Genomic DNA, 18,788 nt, shown 5'->3' with positions numbered 1-18,788 from the left:
CCCTACCGGGGCTCCGCCGGGCCGCGCGCGGCCCGGTGGAGGCCCAGCAGGGTCTCGGCGCCACCGGCGCACATCATCACCACGCCCACCTTGGCGGGCGTGACCACCGGCAGGTCCACTCCCCCGGCGAACAGCCACAGCGCCAGGCCCGCCACCAGCGTGGCGGGCCCCGCGAGAAGGTTCCTGGACGCCCGTGTCACCGGCCGACACGCTCCTTGCCGACGCCGGTGACGTCCCGCTCGCCCGCCGGGGCCTTCTTCGGCCAGATCCAGTAGGCCAGGGCCACCAGGCCGTGGATTCCGGCGATCCGCCACGCGGTGAAGCGCCAGTCCTCCAGGGAGGTGACGCGGCTCGGGTCGTCGACGTACCAGATGGCGAGCTGGAGCAGCGCGGTCGCCACGGCGGCGCCGATCAGCGTGCCCAGCCACACCTTGGCCTCGTGCCGGGCGCGGGCCATGCCGTAGCGCGGCGGGCCCAGCGGCTTCGGGGCGCCGCCCAGCCGGTGGGCGGCGTGGCCGTCGAGCCACTTCACGGTGCGGTGGCCATGGCCCACGGTGTAGCCGATGTAGAGCGCGGCCAGGCCGTGGGTCCAGTTCGGCTCGGCGCCGTTCCTCAGGTCCAGCGCGGTGGCGACCAGCAGGACGACCTCCAGCAACGGCTCGCACAGCAGCAGGGCCAGACCGGTGCGGGGCATCTTCAGCAGGTAGCGGCAGGCCAGTCCGGCGGCCAGCAGCACCCAGAAGCCGATCTCACAGGCGGCGATCAAGGCGACGATCACGGTTCGCTCCCTTCGGTCACCCTTTCAGGCTCCCGTGCGGAGCGGCCTGTTTCGTCGTCGCCGCCGATGAACTCGCGGTACATCGAAAGATGCAGTCCGGGACCGTCCGCGGGAATCAGGCGCCGGGTGCGCGCACCGTGTTGGATGGTGCCATGGCCGTACGACTGCCCCGCCCCCGCCGCTTCGACGTGTGGGTCGCGCTGGCCGGACTGTTCGGCGGACTGCTGATGTGGGGCATAGGGCTGGGCACCCGGCCGGCCGGCGAGCCGATCGTGCTGTTCGAGGGCCGCTGGCCGATCCTGCTGCCGCTGTTCGCGGCGGCCGGCTGCGAGCTGCTGCGCAGGGCCGCCCCGCGCACCGCCGTGCTGGGCGGCACGGCCGCCCTGATCACGGACACCCTCACCCAGGGCAGCATCGCCACCCTCCTGATGTACACCGACCTGATGTACGCCGCCGTCCTGTACGGCACGCCCGCCGCCGCCCGCCGCCTCCCGTGGATCACCGGACTGACCAGCATCGCCGCGTCGCTGGTGCCGTACGCCGTGTGGCGGGTGCCCGAGGCGCTGCTGATCGGGGTGGCGGTCGGCGTCGTGTCGTTCGCGCCCGCGTCGACCGGCCTCATCGTGCGCAACCACCGCGACGCCGCAGAGGCGGCTCAGCTGCGGGCCGAACAGACCGCGCTGCTCGCCGAGATGGACCGCACCCAGGCGGTGACGGCCGAACGCGCCCGGATGGCGAGGGAGTTGCACGACATGGTCGCCAACCACCTCTCCGCGATCGCCATCCACTCCACGGCCGCGCTCTCCCTGGACGACGAGAGGACCTCCCGCGACGCGCTCACCGTGATCCGGGAGAACAGCGTCCAGGGACTGTCCGAGATGCGACGGCTCATCGGCATCCTGCGCGACGGGTCCGACGACCGGGAACCGGCCGCGACCCCCACCCTCGACAGCCTCGGCACCCTGGTCGAGGGCGCCCGCGCCAACGGCCTGGACGTCACCCTCGACGCCACCTACGACTCGGTTCCCGCACCGGTCGAGCTCGCCGCGTACAGGATCGTGCAGGAGTCACTGACGAACGCGCTGAAGCACGCCGCGCCGGGGAGGGTCACCGTGCTGCTGCGCCGCCTCGACGGCGGCCTCGACATCCGGGTGGCCAGCCCGTACGGCGGCCGGGACACCCCGCGGGCGCCGGGGTCAGGGGCCGGGCTCGTCGGCATGCGGGAGCGGGCGGCCCTGCTGGACGGCACGTTCGAGGCGGCGCCGGAGAGCGGCCCGGACGGCAGGCTGTGGGTCGTACGCGCCTCCCTCCCCGTCACCGACATCACCCAAGGAGAGACGCAATGATCCGGGTCCTGGTCGCCGAGGACCAGTCCGCCGTCCGTGCCGGACTGGTCCTCATCCTGCGCAGCGCGCCCGACATCGAGGTGGTCGGCGAGGCGGGCGACGGCGAGCAGGCGGTGGCCCTCGCCCGTGAACTCCGCCCCGACCTGGTGCTGATGGACGTACAGATGCCGCGCCTGGACGGGGTGTCGGCGACCCGGCAGGTGGTCGGGGAAGGGCTCGCCGATGTACTGGTGCTGACCACCTTCGACCTCGACGAGTACGTGTTCGGGGCGCTGCGGGCCGGGGCGGCCGGGTTCCTGCTGAAGAACACGGACGCGAAGGACCTCATCGCGTCGGTGCGCACGGTGGCGCGCGGCGAGGGCATCGTCGCCCCGGCGGTCACCCGGCGGCTGATCGCGGAGTTCGCCGCGAAGCCGGCCCGCCGGGCGACCGCCGATCCGGCGGTGCTGGACGCCCTCACCCGGCGCGAGCGCGAGGTGCTGTCCTGTGTCGGCGAGGGGCTGTCCAACGCCGACATCGCGGTCCGTCTCGACATGGCGGAGGCGACGGTGAAGACGCACGTCAGCCGTCTGCTGGGCAAGCTGGAGCTGCGCAGCCGGGTGCAAGCGGCGGTGCTGGCTCAGGAGTTGGGGATCTGACGGAAGCCGGCACGAGTTCCGGGGACAGTGGTCCAGACCTATTGACCCGTGGTCCAGACCTTTCTATTCTCGCGGACACTGCGGGCGTGATGGCTCAGTCACGCCCCCGACGGCTTCTCCCCCATAAGGAGGCGCAGCATGCGCTTCAGACACAGAGCCGCCGCAGGGTTCGCGACCCTGCTGCTCCCCCTCTCCGGCCTCGTCGCCCTCGCGAGCCCCGCCCAGGCCGCGACCTCGGCGACCGCCACCTACGCCAAGACCCAGGACTGGGGCTCCGGCTTCGAGGGCAAGTGGACGGTGAAGAACACCGGCACCACGAGCCTCAGCTCCTGGACCGTCGAGTGGGACTTCCCCTCCGGCACCAAGGTCACCTCCGCCTGGGACGCCACGGTCACCAACTCCGGTGACCACTGGACCGCCAAGAACCTCGGCTGGAACGGCACCCTCGCCCCCGGGGCGTCGGTCTCCTTCGGCTTCAACGGCAGCGGCTCCGGCGCCCCCTCCGGCTGCAGGCTCAACGGCGGGAGCTGCGACGGCACCTCCGTCCCCGGCGACGCGGCCCCGTCCGCGCCCGGCACCCCGACCGCCTCGGACATCACCGACACCTCGGTGAAGCTGTCCTGGTCGGCGGCGACCGACGACAAGGGCGTCAAGAACTACGACGTGCTGCGCGACGGCGCCAAGGTCGCCACCGTGACGGGCACCTCGTACACGAACACCGGCCTCAGCAAGGGCACGGACTACTCGTACACCGTGCAGGCCCGTGACACCGCCGACCAGACCGGTCCGGTGAGCGGCGCGGTGAAGGTCCGCACCACCGGCACCACCGAGGAGCCGCCGCCCACCGGAGACAAGGTCAAGCTCGGCTACTTCACCGAGTGGGGCGTCTACGGCCGCAACTACCACGTCAAGAACCTGGTGACGTCCGGCTCGGCCGCCAAGATCACCCACATCAACTACGCGTTCGGCAACGTCAAGAACGGCCAGTGCACCGTCGACGACACCTACGCCGCCTACGACAAGGCCTACACCGCCGACCAGTCCGTCAGCGGCACCGCCGACACCTGGGACCAGCCGCTGCGCGGCAACTTCAACCAGCTGCGCCAGCTGAAGGCGAAGTACCCGCACATCAAGGTGCTGTACTCCTTCGGCGGCTGGACCTACTCCGGCGGCTTCGGCCAGGCCGCGCAGAACCCTGCCGCGTTCGCCAAGTCCTGCAAGCAGGTCGTGGAGGACCCGCGCTGGGCCGACGTCTTCGACGGCATCGACATCGACTGGGAGTACCCGAACGCCTGCGGTCTCACCTGTGACAGCAGCGGACCCGCGGCCTTCAAGAACCTCTCGCAGGCCCTGCGCGCCGAGTTCGGCAAGGACTACCTGGTCACCGCCGCCATCACCGCCGACGGTTCGAACGGCGGCAAGATCGACGCGGCCGACTACGGCGGCGCCGCCCAGTACCTCGACTGGTACAACGTGATGACGTACGACTACTTCGGCGCCTTCAACGCGCAGGGTCCGACCGCCCCGCACTCGCCGCTCACCTCGTACAACGGCATCCCGCAGGCCGGCTTCAACTCGGCCGACGCGATCGCCAAGCTGAAGTCGAAGGGCGTCCCGTCCGCCAAGCTGCTGCTCGGCATCGGCTTCTACGGCCGCGGCTGGACCGGCGTCACCCAGTCCGCCCCCGGCGGCTCGGCGACCGGCGCGGCCCCCGGCACCTACGAGCCGGGCATCGAGGACTACAAGGTCCTGAAGAACTCCTGCCCGGCCACCGGCACCATCGCCGGCACGGCGTACGCCCACTGCGGTCAGAACTGGTGGTCGTACGACACCCCGGCCACCATCAACAGCAAGATGGCCTGGGCCAAGAGCCAGGGCCTGGGCGGTGCCTTCTTCTGGGAGTTCAGCGGCGACACCACGAACGGTGAGCTGGTGACCGCCATCGACGGCGGCCTGAAGTAACCCTCAAGCACCACTACGCCACGTCCACCCTCCTCCGGGCTTCGTCTGGGGGAGGGTGGACGTGGCTACGCCACGTTCACCCGCTGTCCGGGCGGGGCTGCCTCGAGCCACGCGAGGAAACCGGTCAGCGCGTCCTCGCTCATGGCGAGCTCGAGACGCGTGCCCCGGTGCAGACAGGCGAGGACCACCGAGTCCGACAGCAGCGCCAGCTCCTCCTCGCCCTCGGGCAGCCGGCGGCCGGCCACCTCGATCGCGGAACGCTCCAGGACGCGGCGCGGGCGGGGCGCGTAGGAGAAGACCCGGAACCACTCGACCCGGTCACCGTTGTAACGTGCCACCCCGTACGCCCAGCCCTTGCCTCCGGAGTCGCCCGACTCGGGCGCGTCCCAGCGCAGGCTGCAGTCGAACGTTCCGCCGGAACGCTGGATGAGGCGGCGGCGCAGGCCGAAGACGAAGAGCCCCACCACCACGAGGGCCACCACGATTCCGCACACAGTCAGAGCGAGGACCATCGGCACCGACCTCCTCGTCTCCTAGGTAACGGAACGGAAAAATCATCCAGATCTGCCTCAGCCGCGACCGGCTCCGGATCGCTCCGGTGCCGGCCGCGGCTGAGTGACGTCATCCCACCGCGCCGGTATCAGCGCCCTGCCGACGCCGCCCGCAGACGGACGTCCGCGCGGCGCTCGGCCTCCGCGTCGTCCTCCGCCTTCGCGCGGGCGAGTTCCCGCTCCGCGCTCTGGACGTCGATCTCGTCCGACAGCTCGGCGACCTCGGCCAGCAGCGACAGCTTGTCGTCCGCGAACGAGATGAAACCGCCGTGCACCGCGGCGACGACCGTCCCGCCCTCACGCGTACGAATGGTCACCGGGCCCGACTCCAGCACACCGAGCAGCGGCTGGTGACCGGGCATGACGCCGATGTCGCCGGACGTGGTGCGCGCGACGACCAGGGTGGCCTCGCCGGACCAGACCTCTCGGTCGGCCGCGACCAGCGCGACGTGCAGCTCAGCAGCCAAGGTGGCTCCTCGGGTCACCACCCGGCGGTTGTGCCGGGTGTTGGTTACAAGTCTAAGGGGCGTGGATGAGGGGGCGGGACGCACCCGCCCCCTCGGGTGTGAACCTCAGGGGTTCACGGTGAGCCTGATGCTCAGGAGACGCCCAGCTCCTTGGCGTTGTTCTTCAGGTCCTCGATGCCACCGCACATGAAGAACGCCTGCTCCGGGAAGTGGTCGTACTCGCCGTCGCAGATCGCGTTGAAGGCCGCGATCGACTCGTCCAGCGGGACGTCCGACCCGTCGACGCCGGTGAACTGCTTGGCGACGTGGGTGTTCTGGGACAGGAAGCGCTCCACGCGACGGGCACGGTGGACGACGAGCTTGTCCTCCTCGCCGAGCTCGTCGATACCGAGGATCGCGATGATGTCCTGCAGGTCCTTGTACTTCTGCAGGATGTTCTTCACGCGCATCGCGGCGTTGTAGTGGTCCGCCGCGATGTACCGCGGGTCGAGGATGCGGGACGTCGAGTCCAGCGGGTCCACGGCCGGGTAGATGCCCTTCTCCGAGATCGGACGGGAGAGCACCGTCGTCGCGTCGAGGTGGGCGAAGGTGGTGGCCGGGGCCGGGTCGGTCAGGTCGTCCGCGGGGACGTAGATCGCCTGCATCGAGGTGATCGAGTGACCACGGGTCGAGGTGATGCGCTCCTGGAGGAGACCCATCTCGTCGGCCAGGTTCGGCTGGTAGCCCACCGCGGAGGGCATGCGGCCGAGCAGGGTCGACACCTCGGAACCGGCCTGGGTGAAGCGGAAGATGTTGTCGATGAAGAACAGCACGTCCTGCTTCTGCACATCGCGGAAGTACTCCGCCATGGTCAGACCGGCGAGGGCCACGCGCAGACGGGTGCCCGGGGGCTCGTCCATCTGGCCGAAGACCAGGGCGGTCTTGTCGATGACGCCCGACTCGCTCATCTCGTCGATGAGGTCGTTGCCCTCACGGGTGCGCTCACCGACACCGGCGAACACCGACACACCGTCGTGGTTGTTGGCGACGCGGTAGATCATCTCCTGGATGAGCACCGTCTTGCCGACGCCGGCACCGCCGAACAGACCGATCTTTCCACCCTTGACGTACGGGGTGAGAAGGTCGATGACCTTGACGCCGGTCTCGAACATCTCGGTCTTCGACTCGAGCTCGTCGAAGTTCGGCGCCTTGCGGTGGATCGGCCAGCGCTCGCCCGTGTACTTCTCGTCGCTGTTCAGCACCTCACCGAGGGTGTTGAACACCTTGCCGGTGGTGAAGTCGCCGACCGGCACGGAGATGGCGGAGCCCGTGTCGGTCACCGGGGCCTGGCGGACCAGACCGTCGGTGGGCTGCATGGAGATGGTGCGGACCAGGCCGTCACCCAGGTGCTGGGCGACCTCCAGGGTCAGCGTCTTGAGCTCGCCCTCGTTCGCCGGGTCGGCGACCTCGACGTGCAGCGCGTTGTAGATCTCCGGCATCGCGTCGACGGGGAACTCCACGTCGACGACCGGGCCGATGACCCGGGCGACGCGGCCCGTGGCCGTCGCGGTCTCAACAGTGGTGGTCATTAGTTGTCACTCCCCGCGTTCGCGTCGGCCAGGGCACTGGCGCCACCGACGATCTCGCTGATTTCCTGGGTGATTTCGGCCTGGCGGGCCGCGTTGGCAAGACGGGAGAGCGTGTTGATCAGCTCGCCCGCGTTGTCGGTGGCCGACTTCATCGCGCGGCGCGTGGCGGCGTGCTTGGAAGCGGCCGACTGGAGCAGCGCGTTGTAGATCCGGCTCTCGACGTACCGCGGCAGCAGGGCGTCGAGGACGTCCTCCGCCGAGGGCTCGAAGTCGTACAGCGGCAGGATCTCGCCCTTGGTGGTGCTCTCCTCCGCGACCTCTTCGAGGCGCAGCGGAAGCATCCGGGAGTCGACCGCCGTCTGCGTCATCATCGACACGAACTCGGTGTAGACGATGTGGAGCTCGTCCACGCCGCCGTCCGCCGTCTCCGTCTGGAGCGCCTCGATCAGCGGGGCCGCGACCTTCTTGGCGTCCGCGTACGAGGGCTCGTCGGTGAAGCCCGTGAACGTCTCCGCGACCTTGCGCTCGCGGAAGTTGTAGTGGGCGACACCGCGCCGGCCGACGATGTACGTCTCGACCTGCTTGCCCTCGCGCTCCAGGCGCTCGGTCAGCTGCTCCGCGGCCTTGATGGCGTTGGAGTTGAAGGCGCCGGCCAGACCGCGGTCACTCGTGAGGAGCAGGACCGCGGCACGGACCGGGTTCTCCGCCTCCGTGGTGAGCGGGTGCTTGGTGTTCGACCCGGTTCCGACCGCCGTGACCGCGCGGGTGAGCTCCCGCGCGTACGGCGTGGAGGCCGCCACCTTGCGCTGCGCCTTGACGACGCGCGAGGCGGCGATCATCTCCATCGCCTTGGTGATCTTCTTGGTCGCGGTGACGGATCGGATGCGACGCTTGTAGACCCGGAGCTGGGCTCCCATGAGTCAGGTCCCTTCCTTACGTCACTTGGCGGCGGACGGGGCGTCCTCGCCGAGCAGCTTGCCGTCGCTCGTCTCGAACTGCTTCTTGAACTCCGCCACGGCGTCGGCGATGGCCTGGATCGTGTCGTCGGACATCTTGGCGCCCTCCTTGATGGAGGTCATCAGGCCCTGCTCCTTGCGGTGCAGGTGCTCCAGGAGCTCCTTCTCGAAGCGGCGGATGTCGGCGACCGGCACGTCGTCCATACGGCCCGTGGTACCGGCCCAGACCGAGACGACCTGGTCCTCGGTGGCCATCGGCTCGTACTGGTTCTGCTTCAGCAGCTCGACCATGCGCTGACCGCGCTCGAGCTGCGCCTTCGACGCGGCGTCCAGGTCGGAACCGAAGGCGGCGAACGCCTCCAGCTCACGGAACTGGGCGAGGTCCACGCGCAGACGGCCGGAGACCTGGCGCATCGCCTTGTGCTGCGCGGAACCACCGACTCGGGAGACGGAGATACCGACGTTCAGCGCGGGGCGCTGACCGGCGTTGAACAGGTCCGACTCCAGGAAGCACTGGCCGTCGGTGATGGAGATGACGTTGGTCGGGATGAACGCCGACACGTCGTTGGCCTTGGTCTCGACGATCGGCAGACCGGTCATCGAGCCGGCGCCCTCGGCGTCGGAGAGCTTGGCGCAGCGCTCCAGCAGGCGGGAGTGCAGGTAGAAGACGTCACCCGGGTAGGCCTCACGGCCCGGCGGGCGGCGCAGCAGCAGGGAGACGGCGCGGTAGGCGTCGGCCTGCTTCGACAGGTCGTCGAAGATGATCAGGACGTGCTTGCCCTCGTACATCCACTGCTGGCCGATGGCCGAACCGGTGTACGGCGCCAGGTACTTGAAGCCGGCCGGGTCGGACGCCGGGGCGGCGACGATGGTCGTGTACTCCAGCGCGCCGTTCTCCTCCAGCGCGCGGCGGACCGACGCGATGGTGGAGCCCTTCTGGCCGATGGCGACGTAGATGCAGCGGACCTGCTTCTTCGGGTCGCCGGTGCGCCAGTTGTCGCGCTGGTTGATGATCGTGTCGACGGCCAGGGCGGTCTTGCCGGTCTGGCGGTCGCCGATGATCAGCTGACGCTGACCACGGCCGATCGGGGTCATGGCGTCGACGGCCTTGTAGCCCGTCTCCATCGGCTCGTGCACCGACTTGCGCTGCATGACCGTGGGGGCCTGCAGTTCGAGGGCGCGGCGGCCCTCGGTCTCGATCTCGCCGAGGCCGTCGATCGGGTTGCCGAGCGGGTCGACCACGCGGCCGAGGTAGCCCTCGCCGACGGCGACGGACAGCACCTCGCCGGTGCGGGTGACCGGCTGGCCCTCCTCGATGCCGCTGAACTCACCGAGGACGATGGCACCGATCTCGCGCTCCTCGAGGTTGAGGGCGAGGCCGAGGGTGCCGTCCTCGAACTTCAGCAGCTCGTTGGCCATGGCCGAGGGAAGGCCCTCGACCTTGGCGATGCCGTCGCCGGCAAGGGTGACCGTACCGACCTCCTCGCGCGAGGCCGCGTCCGGCTTGTACGACTGGACGAAGTTCTCCAGCGCGTCCCGGATCTCCTCCGGCCGGATCGTGAGCTCCGCCATCTGAGTTCCCTGCTCTCCTTGTTGGGCCCGAAGTTTCACTTGGGGGGTATGGGGACTCCCCCCGATACGAGGTGAATCCTCTGCACGGCCCAACCAGGGCCGTAATTGCTTACGTACTGCTATGAAGAAGTGTGCTGCTCAGCCGGCCAGCCGGCGGCTGGCGTCCTCGAGCCGGTCCGCGAGGGAGCCGTTGATGACCTCGTCACCGACCTGCACCCGGATCCCGCCGACGACCTCGGGGTCGACGTCGAGGTTGAGGTGCATCCGGCGGCCGTAGAGCTTCGCCAGGGAGTTGCCCAGGCGCTGCTTCTGCTGGTCGCTCAGCGGCACCGCGGAGGTGACGACGGCCACCATGCGGTCGCGGCGCTCGGCGGCGAGCTTGGACAGGGACTCCAGTCCCGACTCCAGGCTACGTCCCCGCGGCGCGGTCACAAGACGCGTGACCAGACGCTCGGTGGCCGCGTTCGCCCTGCCCCCGAGCAGGCTGCGCAGCAGCTCGCCCTTGGCGGAGGCGGTGGCGCTCCGGCTGGTCAGCGCGGCGCGCAGCTCGGTGTTGGAGGAGACGATCCGGCCGAACCGGAACAGCTCGTCCTCGACGTCGTCGAGCGCGCCGGCCTTCTGGGCGGCGGTGAGGTCGGCCACGTCGGCCAGCTCCTCGAGCGCGTCCACCAGGTCGCGCGACTGCGACCAGCGGGAACGCACCATGCCGGACACCAGGTCGGCGGTCGCGCCGCCCACCTGCGAGCCGAGCAGGCGCCGGGCCAGGTCGGCCTTGGCCTCACCGGCCTGCGCCGGGTCGGTGAGGACCCGACGCAGCGACACCTCGCGGTGGAGCAGCGCGGTGACGGCGGCCAGCTCTGCGGCGAGCGAGCCGGCGTCCACGGACGTGGAGTCCGTCAGCGCGTCGAGACGCTCGCGTGCGGCTGCCAGGGCCTCGCGGCTCGCTCCGTTCATCGCGCGGCCTCGGCCTTCTGGTCGAGCTCGTCGAGGAAGCGGTCGATCACGCGGCTCTGCCGGGCGTGGTCCTCGAGGGACTCGCCGACGAGCTTGCCGGCCAGGTCGGTGGCGAGCTTGCCGACGTCCTGGCGCAGCGCGGACGCGGCGGCCTTGCGGTCGGCCTCGATCTGCGCGTGACCGGCGGCGATGATCTCCTCGCGCTGACGCTGGCCCTCGGCCCGCATCTCGGCGATGAGCGTCGCGCCCTGCTCCTGCGCCTCCTGGCGCAGACGCGCGGCCTCGTGCCGGGCTTCGGCGAGCTGGGCCTTGTACTGCTCAAGGACGCTCTGGGCCTCGGTCTGAGCGGCCTCGGCCTTCTCGATACCGCCCTCGATGGCCTCGCGGCGCTCTTCCAGAACCTTGTTGATGTTCGGGAGGAGCTTCTTGGCGAGGAAGCCGAAGACGATGACGAAGGCGAGGAGGCCGATGACAAGCTCAGGGATCGGCGGGATGAGGGGGTTCTCCCCCTCGCTCGCCGCGATGAGCAGCTGGCTCATGTGAGTGCCTTTCGTCTAGTCGGCTGGACTGGTCTGGTGGCTCAGTAGCCGTAGACGAACGGCATGACCAGACCGATCAGCGCGAGCGCCTCACAGAAGGCGAAGCCGAGGATCTGGTTGGCACGGATCAGGCCGGCGGCCTCGGGCTGACGGGCCAGGGCCTGGGTGCCGTTACCGAAGATGATGCCGACGCCGACGCCGGGGCCGATCGCGGCGAGGCCGTAACCGATGGAGCCGAGGGAGCCTTCGACAGCAGCAAGGGTCTGGGACATGCCAGTTCTTCCTTTTCTTTACGGACCGGTGGGGGTTGGCCACCGGACGATCTGTGGAGGTGGGAGGGCGGTGGCTCAGTGGTGCTCGGCGAGAGCGCCCTGGATGTACGTGCAGGTCAGCAGCACGAACACGTACGCCTGAAGGGCCTGGATGAACAGCTCGAAGGCCGTCATGACGATGACCATCACGAACGAGACGCCCGCGTAGGCGATGCCGATGCCGTTCAGCATGTACCAGCTGGCGATCGTGAACAGCAGCAGCAGGGTGTGGCCGGCGAACATGTTCGCGAACAGTCGCACCGCGTGCGTGAACGGCCGGATCAGCAGGTTCGAGAAGAGCTCGATCAGCATGGCCAGCGGCAGCACCGCGCCGAGCGACTTGTCGTAGCCGGTGACGTTCTTCCAGAAGCCGACGAAGCCCTGCCGCTTGAAGGTCAGCACCACCCACGTGATGTAGACGAGGAGGGCCAGGACCAGCGGGTACGAGATGATCGAGGTGACCGGGAACTGGGCGATCGGGATGATCGACCAGAGGTTCATCATCCAGACGAAGAAGAAGAGCGAGACGACGAACGGTACGTACTTCTCGCCCTCCTTCCGGCCGATGGTCTCGTAGACGACGCCGCGGCGGATGAAGTCGTAGCCCGCTTCGGCGACCATCTGGAGCTTGCCGGGGACGACCTGCGGCCGGCGGAAGGCAGCCCAGAAGAAGCCGATGATGATGATCGAGCCGAGCAGCGCCAGCAGCATCGTCTTGTTGAAGTACAGGTTGCTGTCGCCGTCACCCCACAGGGGCTGGAACATGAACGAGTGCAGGCCCGGGGACACGTCGGCGAAGCCACACCCGTCGAAGAGGTGGCAGTTGGTGTCGAAGGCGAGCACCTGCGTCGGGTCAGCACTCACCGCGGGCTCCTTCAGCGTGGCGCATAGGTACGGCAACCTCGTTGTGTCGGCGCGGCGCTGAGCCGCGGTTCGGCACGGGACTGGTCTTACGGATGTGGGGGCGGCTGGGGGGCATCTCGCCTCGCGATGGTGCAGGCGTCAGTCGAGGTGCCCGCGTCCGCGATGCCGCAGTTGGCACCGGACGATAGCAGGGTCTCGCATGCCTCTTTATCCCGGCCCTACCCGTCACGACGCGTGCCCCGATTTTTCGGACTTCCTGTCCGTCGTCGACTCGGGTTCGACGTAAAGAATCTTGGACTTCATATGGGCGCGCGTCTGCGCGGCGATCCACGCGAGGGTGCCGGCGACGAGCGTGAACGCGAAGGCCTTGGGGTGGAACAGCGTGGTGTTCTTGAACACCGCGAGGAAGACGAACAGCAGGAGGATCTGCGTCGCGTAGAGCAGCAGCCCCATCGCCTGGAACAGGTGAGGAAGCGACTTGGCGGTGCGCTGCAGTACGTAGAGGCCGATCCCCATGAAGAGGATCACGAGCACGGTCGCGACGATCGCTCCGACAGCGCCCTTGCCGCCCGCCGTCAAGCCACTGACGAGCGCGGCTACGGCACCGACGGCAGCCGTGGGCACGGCGGCCTGGGCCAGGATCCGGACGTCTTGGGACGGCATGGCGGCAACTCCGCAATTCGCAGGGGGCAGGGTGTCGTCATGGACGAGCGTAGACCCCCGGGCCGAGTGAGAATTCCTCGCGCCGGTGAGCCGTCGCACTACGGCTCCTTGGCTCTCTCCGGGGTTCTCGTGAACGGTATCACAAACTATTTGATGCAGTCTTTACCTGCCTGGTGTGCCCGCCGTCACACATGAGAATGAATCTGCGCGCCTGAGCGCGAACCCGGCCCCTTTGTCTGGTATTGGGGCGGTTCGCACACCCAATGGGGTCCCATCGGGACCCCACGACTTGGCAATGCTCTAGTCGGATTCTTACCTTGGCCGTGACCGGTCGACCAGGCGTGCGCGGGGGCCGACGGCGGTCGCGCCGTTGACGCCGGAGACACCCGCGGCGACCGGGGTGCGGTGGTCGTCGTCGGCGGACTCGGGGTCCGCCGGGACCGACGCGTCCGGGGCGGCGGCCAGGGCGGCCTGCCGGCGGCGCCGGTAGCGCGGCGGGACGAAGGCCTCCGCCCAGCGCGGGGCGCGCGGCGTGAAGCGGGGCAGCAGAAGCAGGACGAGTCCGAGCGCGGAGAGGATGACGACGCCCAGCACGATCCACATCGACGCCGAGTTCACGGAGTAGGTCAGCGCGCCGAAGCCGATCAGCGCCGACCAGAAGTACATGATCAGCACCGCCCGGCTGTGCGAGTGGCCGATCTCCAGCAGCCGGTGGTGCAGATGCCCCCGGTCCGCCGCGAACGGCGACTGGCCGCGCCAGGTGCGCCGCACGATCGCCAGGATCAGGTCGGCGGCCGGGATCGCGATGATCGTCAACGGCATCACCAGCGGGATGTAGACCGGCACCATCTGGTGCACCGTGCTGCGCTCGGACCCGCCGAACAGGCTGTCCGGGTCCACCTGTCCCGTGATGGAGATCGCGCCCGCCGCCAGGACCAGACCGATCAGCATCGAGCCCGAGTCGCCCATGAAGATCCGCGCGGGGTGCATGTTGTGCGGCAGGAAGCCCAGGCACATGCCCATCAGGATGGCCGCGAACAGCGTCGCGGGGGCGGCGGCCTCGATGCCGTACGAGTACCAGATGCGGTAGGCGTACATGAAGAACGCGGCCGCCGCGATGCACACCATGCCGGCGGCGAGGCCGTCGAGGCCGTCGACGAAGTTGACCGCGTTGATGGTGATGACGACCAGCGCCACCGTGAGCAGGGTGCCCTGCCACTGGGTCAGCGCGACCGTGCCGACGCCCGGGATGGGCAGCCACAGGATCGTCAGACCCTGCATGACCATCACGCCCGCGGCGATCATCTGGCCGCCCAGCTTGATCAGCGCGTCGATCTCGAACTTGTCGTCCAGCACACCGATCAGCCAGATCAGCGCGGCCCCGGAGAGCAGCGCCCGCGGCTCGTTGGACTTCTCGAAGAGCTGGCCCAGGTTGGTGAGGTGGTCCGCGGTCAGCAGGCCCGCGCACAGGCCGAAGAACATGGCGATACCGCCGAGCCGCGGAGTGGGTTCCCGGTGCACGTCACGTGCCCGGATCTCCGGCATCGCCCCCGCCACGATCGCGAACTTCCGTACCGGCCCTGTCAGCAGGTACGTCACCGCGGCCGTGATGCAGAGCGTCAGCAGGTATTCACGCACGGGCTTCCCCACAGGTCTCGCTGGCCATCACAGCCCCACACCCTAGCGAGGCACGCATACGAGTGGGGACTTCCGGGTAGCGAAGATGGTTGCACGCGTGACTGTGCGTCCGTGCCACCTCCCCCGGAACCGGTCCGCTCAGCGGGGGTACGGCGGGAACGCCGCGGCCAGTTCCCGTACGTCCTCCCGGGCCCGCGCGGGCTCGGTGCCGCCCCGCAGGACGCTCGCCAGCAGCCCCGCGACGAACGTCATCTCCCTCGCCCCCATGCCCTGCGTGGTCACCGCCGCCGTGCCCAGGCGCAGCCCGCGGTCGTCGCCGTGCGGAAGCGCACAGCAGTCCAGGACGAGCCCGGCCGCCGCGAGCCGGCCGCGCGCGGTGCGTCCGTCGACGCCGAGCGGCGCCGGGTCGGCGGTGATCAGGTGGGTGTCGGTGCCGCCGGTGGTGACGGCCAGCCCCTCGGCGGCCAGGGCGGCGGCCAGGGCCCGCGCGTTGGCGACCACCTGGTGCGCGTACGCGGCGAACGCCGGTGTCGCCGCCTCCCCGAACGCGACGGCCTTGGCCGCGACGGCGTTCATCTGGGCGCCGCCCTGGGTGAAGGGGAAGACGGCACGGTCGACGCGCTCGGCCAGCTCGTCGCCGCACAGGATCATCCCGCCGCGCGGTCCCCGCAGCACCTTGTGCGTCGTCGCGCACACGATGTCCGCGTACGGCACCGGACTGGGCGCCGCTCCCCCGGCGACCAGGCCCATGGGGTGTGCGGCGTCGGCGATCAGATACGCGCCCACCTCGTCGGCGACCTCGCGGAAGAACGCGTGGTCGATGTGGCGGGGGTAGGTGGTGGAGCCGCACACGATCGCCTTGGGGCGGCGCGTGTGCGCGAGGGCGCGGACCTGGTCGTGGTCGACGAGCCCGCTCTCCGCGTCCACGCCGTAGCCGACGAAGTCGAACCAGCGGCCGGAGAAGTTGGCGGGCGAGCCGTGGGTGAGATGGCCGCCGTGGAGCAGGCCGAGGGCGAGGACGGTGTCGCCGGGGCGCAGCAGGGCGGCGTACGCGGCGAGCACGGCGGACGAGCCGGAGTGCGCCTGCACGTTGGCGTGCTCGGCGCCGAACAGCGCCTTCGCCCGCTCCACGGCGAGGCGCTCGGCGACGTCGACGACCTCGCAGCCGCCGTGGTACCGGTTGCCGGGGTACCCCTCGGCGTACTTGTTGGCCAGCGGCGACCCGAGCGCGGCCAGCACGGCCGGCGACATGAAGTTCTCGGCGGCGATCAGCTGGAGCGAACCGGACTGCCGCTCCCGCTCCGCGAGCAGCACATCGGCCAACTCGGGATCCTGCCGCCGCACCGCATCGACCTCAAGGGCATGCCCGACCGTCATACCGCCCAATGTAGGCCGCACACCCCGAAAACGCCCCCGCTACACCCGCCCACCCCACAGAACACCACTACGGCCAGCCGCCCGCCCCGCCGTGGGCAATCGTTCGCCGCCCCGCCGCGGACAACCACCCCGCCCGCGTCGCTGTGGGCAATCACCCCGCCCGCCCCGCCGCGGGCAACCACCCCGCCCGCCCCGCCGCGGGCAACCACCCCGCCCGCCCCGCCGCGGGCAATCACCCCGCCCGCGTCGCCGTGGGCAATCACCCCGCCCGCGTCGCCGTGGGCAATCGTTCCGCAGGGCGGAACGGGTGGGCACAGCGGAACAACGCCGGAGGCCCTGTGAACCCGCCCCGGCACGCACCCGCCTACGCCCGGGCAGGCACCCCGGTCAACGCCGTCACCACAGGGTCCAGCGCCTCGAATATCTCGTCCCCGATCGACCGGAAGAACGTCAGCGGCGCCCCGTACGGGTCGTACACCTCGTCCGCCTCGGCCGTCGGCGCCAGCAGCCACCCGCGGAGAGCCGCGGCAGCCCGCACCAGCGCCCGGGCGCGCATGACCAACCCCTCGTCCAGCGGCGGCAGCGTCGCCGGATCGATCGCGTTGACCAGCCGCGTGAACTCCTTCAACGTGAACGTCCGCAGCCCCGCGGAATGCCCCATGGAAATGACCTGCGCCCGATGATCCCGCGTAGCGGTCAGCACGAGATCCGCCCGGATCACATGCTCGTCCAGCAGCTCCCGCCCCACGAACCCCGAAGCGTCCGCCCCGAACTCCGCCAGCACGGTCTCCGCGTGGGCCTCCATGGGCGCACCCTCGTGCCCCCAGGTCCCCGCGCTCTCCACGATCAGCCCGCCGCCCAGGATCCCCAGCCGCTGGCTCACGAAATGCCGGGTCAGCCGCTCGGTGAGGGGCGAGCGGCACACGTTTCCGGTACTGACGTGGAGGATGCGGAAGGTGTCGCGCGGAAACCCGAAGGTCGTCGTGATCTCCGCGCTGGATTCCCCGTTGCCTATGCCACGCCCCGACTCAGGGGCCGTCAATTCGCCACCTCGAGGTCGGGTACCACCTTGCGCAGCTCCTCCGGCGAGATCGCGCCCTCGCGCAGCAGCACGGGCACGGGCCGGGTGACGTCGACGATGGAGGAGGGCACGTTCCCCGGGGTGGGTCCGCCGTCCAGGTACACGGAGACGGAGTCGCCGAGCATCTCCTGCGCGGCGTCACAGTTCTCCGGCGCCGGGTGCCCGGTCAGGTTCGCCGAGGACACGGCCATGGGCCCGACCTCGGTGAGCAGCTCGATGGCGACCGGGTGCAGCGGCATCCGCACGGCGACCGTGCCCCGGGTGTCCCCGAGGTCCCACTGCAGCGACGGCTGGTGCTTGGCGACCAGCGTCAGCGCGCCCGGCCAGAACGCGTCGACCAGTTCCCAGGCCAGCTCGGAGAAGTCGGTGACCAGACCGTGCAGGGTGTTCGGGGAGCCGATGAGGACGGGCGTGGGCATGTTGCGGCCCCGGCCCTTGGCGTCCAGCAGATCGGCGACGGCCTCCGAGGTGAACGCGTCGGCGCCGATCCCGTACACGGTGTCCGTCGGCAGCACCACGAGCTCGCCCCGGCGGACGGCGGACGCGGCCTCGCGCAGACCGGTCGCGCGGTCGGTCGCGTCGTTGGTGTCGTATCGCCGAGCCATCTAGCGGGCCTCCTCGTACGGGTGCTGCTGGGGGAATGAAGTATGCGGGGTGCTCACGGCAGCGCCTTGCGGGCGGTGGCGAACCGGGGGCGGTTGTTCAGGTCGGGGTGGTCGGCCGCGTCGGCCCAGCCCCGTTCCTCGGCGAAGATCCACGGGACCTGTCCGCCCTGGGTGTCGGCGTGCTCGACGACGACCACCCCGCCGGGCCGCAGCAGCCGGTGCGCGGTGCGCTCCAGGCCGCGGATCAGGTCGAGTCCGTCCTCACCGGAGAACAGCGCGAGGTCGGGGTCGTAGTCGCGGGCCTCCGGGGCGACGTACTCCCACTCGGTGAGCGGGATGTACGGCGGGTTGGAGACGACCAGGTCGACCTGGCCGTCGAGGTCCGGGAAGGCCGTCAGGGCGTCTCCCTGGCGCAGCTCGACCCGTGACCCCTCCATGTTCTTGCGGGTCCACCTCAGGGCGTCCTCGGACAGCTCCACGGCGTACACGCGCGAACGCGGCACCTCCTGCGCGAGCGCCAGCGCGATGGCGCCCGAGCCGGTGCACAGGTCGACGATGCAGGGCTCGACGACGTCCATCGCGCGGACGGCGTCTATCGCCCAGCCGACCACCGACTCGGTCTCGGGCCGCGGGACGAACACCCCCGGCCCGACCTGGAGCTCCAGGTAGCGGAAGTACGCCCGTCCGGTGATGTGCTGGAGCGGCTCGCGCGCCTCGCGGCGGGCGATGACCTCCCAGTACCGGGCGTCGAAGTCGGAGTCCTTCACGGTGTGCAGCTCGCCGCGCTTGACGCCGTGCACGAACGCGGCGAGCTCCTCCGCGTCGGTGCGCGGCGAGGGCACGCCGGCGTCGGCGAGCCGCTGGGTGGCCTGGGCCACCTCGGCGAGCAGCAGGTTCACGACGGTCCTCCGGGCTGTC

General features: G+C 70.1%; 20 protein-coding genes. 3 read left to right on the top strand and 17 right to left on the bottom strand.

The genetic code is table 11. The features are described from left to right. Positions 1-2: 2 nt before the first annotated feature. Together ACIA6T_RS16475 and ACIA6T_RS16470 are read right to left on the bottom strand one after the other, a co-directional pair. Positions 3-200 carry a DUF5708 family protein gene (locus ACIA6T_RS16475; RefSeq protein WP_399447171.1) on the bottom strand — a complete coding sequence of 66 codons (198 nt, stop codon included), beginning with the start codon at positions 198-200 and terminating at the stop codon, positions 3-5. After that, positions 197-778 carry a hypothetical protein gene (locus tag ACIA6T_RS16470; protein ID WP_399447170.1) on the bottom strand — a complete coding sequence of 194 codons (582 nt, stop codon included), beginning with the start codon at positions 776-778 and terminating at the stop codon, positions 197-199. Before ACIA6T_RS16470 ends, ACIA6T_RS16475 begins: the two co-directional genes overlap by 4 nt. A gap of 152 nt (positions 779-930) precedes the next feature. Between ACIA6T_RS16470 and ACIA6T_RS16465 the strand changes: the two genes are divergently transcribed. The 3 genes from ACIA6T_RS16465 (at position 931) to ACIA6T_RS16455 (ending at position 4,724) form a co-directional block, all read left to right on the top strand. Continuing rightward, positions 931-2,124 (top strand): sensor histidine kinase, encoded by a 1,194-nt coding sequence (locus tag ACIA6T_RS16465; protein ID WP_399447169.1) that lies wholly within the window; start codon positions 931-933, stop codon positions 2,122-2,124. After that, the gene (locus tag ACIA6T_RS16460; RefSeq protein ID WP_399447168.1) at positions 2,121-2,762 is read left to right on the top strand and encodes a response regulator; all 642 of its coding nucleotides are present in this window, start codon (positions 2,121-2,123) and stop codon (positions 2,760-2,762) included. Before ACIA6T_RS16465 ends, ACIA6T_RS16460 begins: the two co-directional genes overlap by 4 nt. Positions 2,763-2,900: 138 nt before the next feature. Beyond that, positions 2,901-4,724 (top strand): glycosyl hydrolase family 18 protein, encoded by a 1,824-nt coding sequence (locus ACIA6T_RS16455; RefSeq protein ID WP_399447167.1) that lies wholly within the window; start codon positions 2,901-2,903, stop codon positions 4,722-4,724. Positions 4,725-4,789: 65 nt separating this feature from the next. Here ACIA6T_RS16455 and ACIA6T_RS16450 read toward each other — a convergent pair whose 3' ends face one another. The 15 genes from ACIA6T_RS16450 to prmC all read right to left on the bottom strand — a co-directional run bounded on the left by ACIA6T_RS16450 (position 4,790) and on the right by prmC (position 18,769). After that, entirely contained in the window at positions 4,790-5,236 is a 447-nt protein-coding gene (locus ACIA6T_RS16450; protein WP_030828884.1) for a DUF2550 domain-containing protein, read from the bottom strand. A 128-nt stretch (positions 5,237-5,364) separates the two neighbouring features. Continuing rightward, on the bottom strand, positions 5,365-5,742 hold the full coding sequence (locus ACIA6T_RS16445; RefSeq protein ID WP_399447166.1) for a F0F1 ATP synthase subunit epsilon: 378 nt from the start codon (positions 5,740-5,742) through the stop codon (positions 5,365-5,367). Positions 5,743-5,873: 131 nt separating this feature from the next. After that, positions 5,874-7,310 carry a F0F1 ATP synthase subunit beta gene (gene atpD, locus ACIA6T_RS16440; RefSeq protein WP_399447165.1) on the bottom strand — a complete coding sequence of 479 codons (1,437 nt, stop codon included), beginning with the start codon at positions 7,308-7,310 and terminating at the stop codon, positions 5,874-5,876. After that, positions 7,310-8,227 (bottom strand): F0F1 ATP synthase subunit gamma, encoded by a 918-nt coding sequence (locus ACIA6T_RS16435; protein WP_399447164.1) that lies wholly within the window; start codon positions 8,225-8,227, stop codon positions 7,310-7,312. Before ACIA6T_RS16435 ends, atpD begins: the two co-directional genes overlap by 1 nt. Positions 8,228-8,248: 21 nt before the next feature. After that, complete coding sequence (atpA, locus tag ACIA6T_RS16430; RefSeq protein WP_399447163.1) at positions 8,249-9,838, bottom strand: F0F1 ATP synthase subunit alpha; 1,590 nt, start codon at positions 9,836-9,838, stop codon at positions 8,249-8,251. Between the two features lie 138 nt (positions 9,839-9,976). Then, positions 9,977-10,792, bottom strand: coding sequence for a F0F1 ATP synthase subunit delta (locus ACIA6T_RS16425; RefSeq protein WP_399447162.1), 816 nt, complete (start codon positions 10,790-10,792; stop codon positions 9,977-9,979). Continuing rightward, a complete protein-coding gene (locus tag ACIA6T_RS16420; RefSeq protein WP_399447161.1) occupies positions 10,789-11,331 on the bottom strand; it encodes a F0F1 ATP synthase subunit B in 543 nt (180 codons plus the stop codon). Before ACIA6T_RS16420 ends, ACIA6T_RS16425 begins: the two co-directional genes overlap by 4 nt. Before the next feature lie 41 nt (positions 11,332-11,372). Beyond that, positions 11,373-11,603 (bottom strand): ATP synthase F0 subunit C, encoded by a 231-nt coding sequence (gene atpE / locus ACIA6T_RS16415; RefSeq protein ID WP_009321656.1) that lies wholly within the window; start codon positions 11,601-11,603, stop codon positions 11,373-11,375. A 75-nt stretch (positions 11,604-11,678) separates the two neighbouring features. After that, positions 11,679-12,506, bottom strand: coding sequence for a F0F1 ATP synthase subunit A (gene atpB / locus ACIA6T_RS16410; protein WP_030828866.1), 828 nt, complete (start codon positions 12,504-12,506; stop codon positions 11,679-11,681). Positions 12,507-12,731: 225 nt separating this feature from the next. Next, positions 12,732-13,169, bottom strand: a complete 438-nt coding sequence (locus ACIA6T_RS16405; protein ID WP_399447160.1) for a hypothetical protein — start codon at positions 13,167-13,169, stop codon at positions 12,732-12,734. Between the two features lie 312 nt (positions 13,170-13,481). After that, positions 13,482-14,807, bottom strand: a complete 1,326-nt coding sequence (locus ACIA6T_RS16400; protein ID WP_399447159.1) for an MraY family glycosyltransferase — start codon at positions 14,805-14,807, stop codon at positions 13,482-13,484. A 138-nt stretch (positions 14,808-14,945) separates the two neighbouring features. Continuing rightward, positions 14,946-16,184, bottom strand: a complete 1,239-nt coding sequence (glyA, locus tag ACIA6T_RS16395; protein WP_399447158.1) for a serine hydroxymethyltransferase — start codon at positions 16,182-16,184, stop codon at positions 14,946-14,948. Positions 16,185-16,548: 364 nt separating this feature from the next. Beyond that, on the bottom strand, positions 16,549-17,226 hold the full coding sequence (locus tag ACIA6T_RS16390; RefSeq protein ID WP_391789805.1) for a protein-tyrosine-phosphatase: 678 nt from the start codon (positions 17,224-17,226) through the stop codon (positions 16,549-16,551). Next, entirely contained in the window at positions 17,223-17,870 is a 648-nt protein-coding gene (locus ACIA6T_RS16385) for an L-threonylcarbamoyladenylate synthase (protein WP_399447157.1), read from the bottom strand. Before ACIA6T_RS16385 ends, ACIA6T_RS16390 begins: the two co-directional genes overlap by 4 nt. Before the next feature lie 53 nt (positions 17,871-17,923). Then, positions 17,924-18,769, bottom strand: a complete 846-nt coding sequence (prmC, locus tag ACIA6T_RS16380; RefSeq protein ID WP_399447156.1) for a peptide chain release factor N(5)-glutamine methyltransferase — start codon at positions 18,767-18,769, stop codon at positions 17,924-17,926. Positions 18,770-18,788: the final 19 nt, after the last annotated feature.

The sequence above is a fragment of the Streptomyces sp. NPDC051740 genome (genome assembly GCF_044453165.1).
Taxonomy (GTDB): domain Bacteria; phylum Actinomycetota; class Actinomycetes; order Streptomycetales; family Streptomycetaceae; genus Streptomyces; species Streptomyces atrovirens.
This window is presented reverse-complemented; position numbering and strand designations above follow the sequence as displayed.

Excerpts from the sequence above, each read along its gene's own strand:
- glyA (WP_399447158.1), bottom strand. The coding sequence starts at position 16,184 with ATGACGGTCGGGCATGCCCTTGAGGTCGATGCGGTGCGGCGGCAGGAT.
- ACIA6T_RS16420 (WP_399447161.1), bottom strand. The coding sequence starts at position 11,331 with ATGAGCCAGCTGCTCATCGCGGCGAGCGAGGGGGAGAACCCCCTCATC.
- ACIA6T_RS16450 (WP_030828884.1), bottom strand. The coding sequence starts at position 5,236 with ATGGTCCTCGCTCTGACTGTGTGCGGAATCGTGGTGGCCCTCGTGGTG.
- atpA (WP_399447163.1), bottom strand. The coding sequence starts at position 9,838 with ATGGCGGAGCTCACGATCCGGCCGGAGGAGATCCGGGACGCGCTGGAG.
- ACIA6T_RS16405 (WP_399447160.1), bottom strand. The coding sequence starts at position 13,169 with ATGCCGTCCCAAGACGTCCGGATCCTGGCCCAGGCCGCCGTGCCCACG.
- ACIA6T_RS16460 (WP_399447168.1), top strand. The coding sequence starts at position 2,121 with ATGATCCGGGTCCTGGTCGCCGAGGACCAGTCCGCCGTCCGTGCCGGA.
- ACIA6T_RS16385 (WP_399447157.1), bottom strand. The coding sequence starts at position 17,870 with ATGGCTCGGCGATACGACACCAACGACGCGACCGACCGCGCGACCGGT.
- ACIA6T_RS16425 (WP_399447162.1), bottom strand. The coding sequence starts at position 10,792 with ATGAACGGAGCGAGCCGCGAGGCCCTGGCAGCCGCACGCGAGCGTCTC.
- ACIA6T_RS16465 (WP_399447169.1), top strand. The coding sequence starts at position 931 with ATGGCCGTACGACTGCCCCGCCCCCGCCGCTTCGACGTGTGGGTCGCG.
- atpD (WP_399447165.1), bottom strand. The coding sequence starts at position 7,310 with ATGACCACCACTGTTGAGACCGCGACGGCCACGGGCCGCGTCGCCCGG.
- atpE (WP_009321656.1), bottom strand. The coding sequence starts at position 11,603 with ATGTCCCAGACCCTTGCTGCTGTCGAAGGCTCCCTCGGCTCCATCGGT.
- ACIA6T_RS16455 (WP_399447167.1), top strand. The coding sequence starts at position 2,901 with ATGCGCTTCAGACACAGAGCCGCCGCAGGGTTCGCGACCCTGCTGCTC.
- ACIA6T_RS16435 (WP_399447164.1), bottom strand. The coding sequence starts at position 8,227 with ATGGGAGCCCAGCTCCGGGTCTACAAGCGTCGCATCCGATCCGTCACC.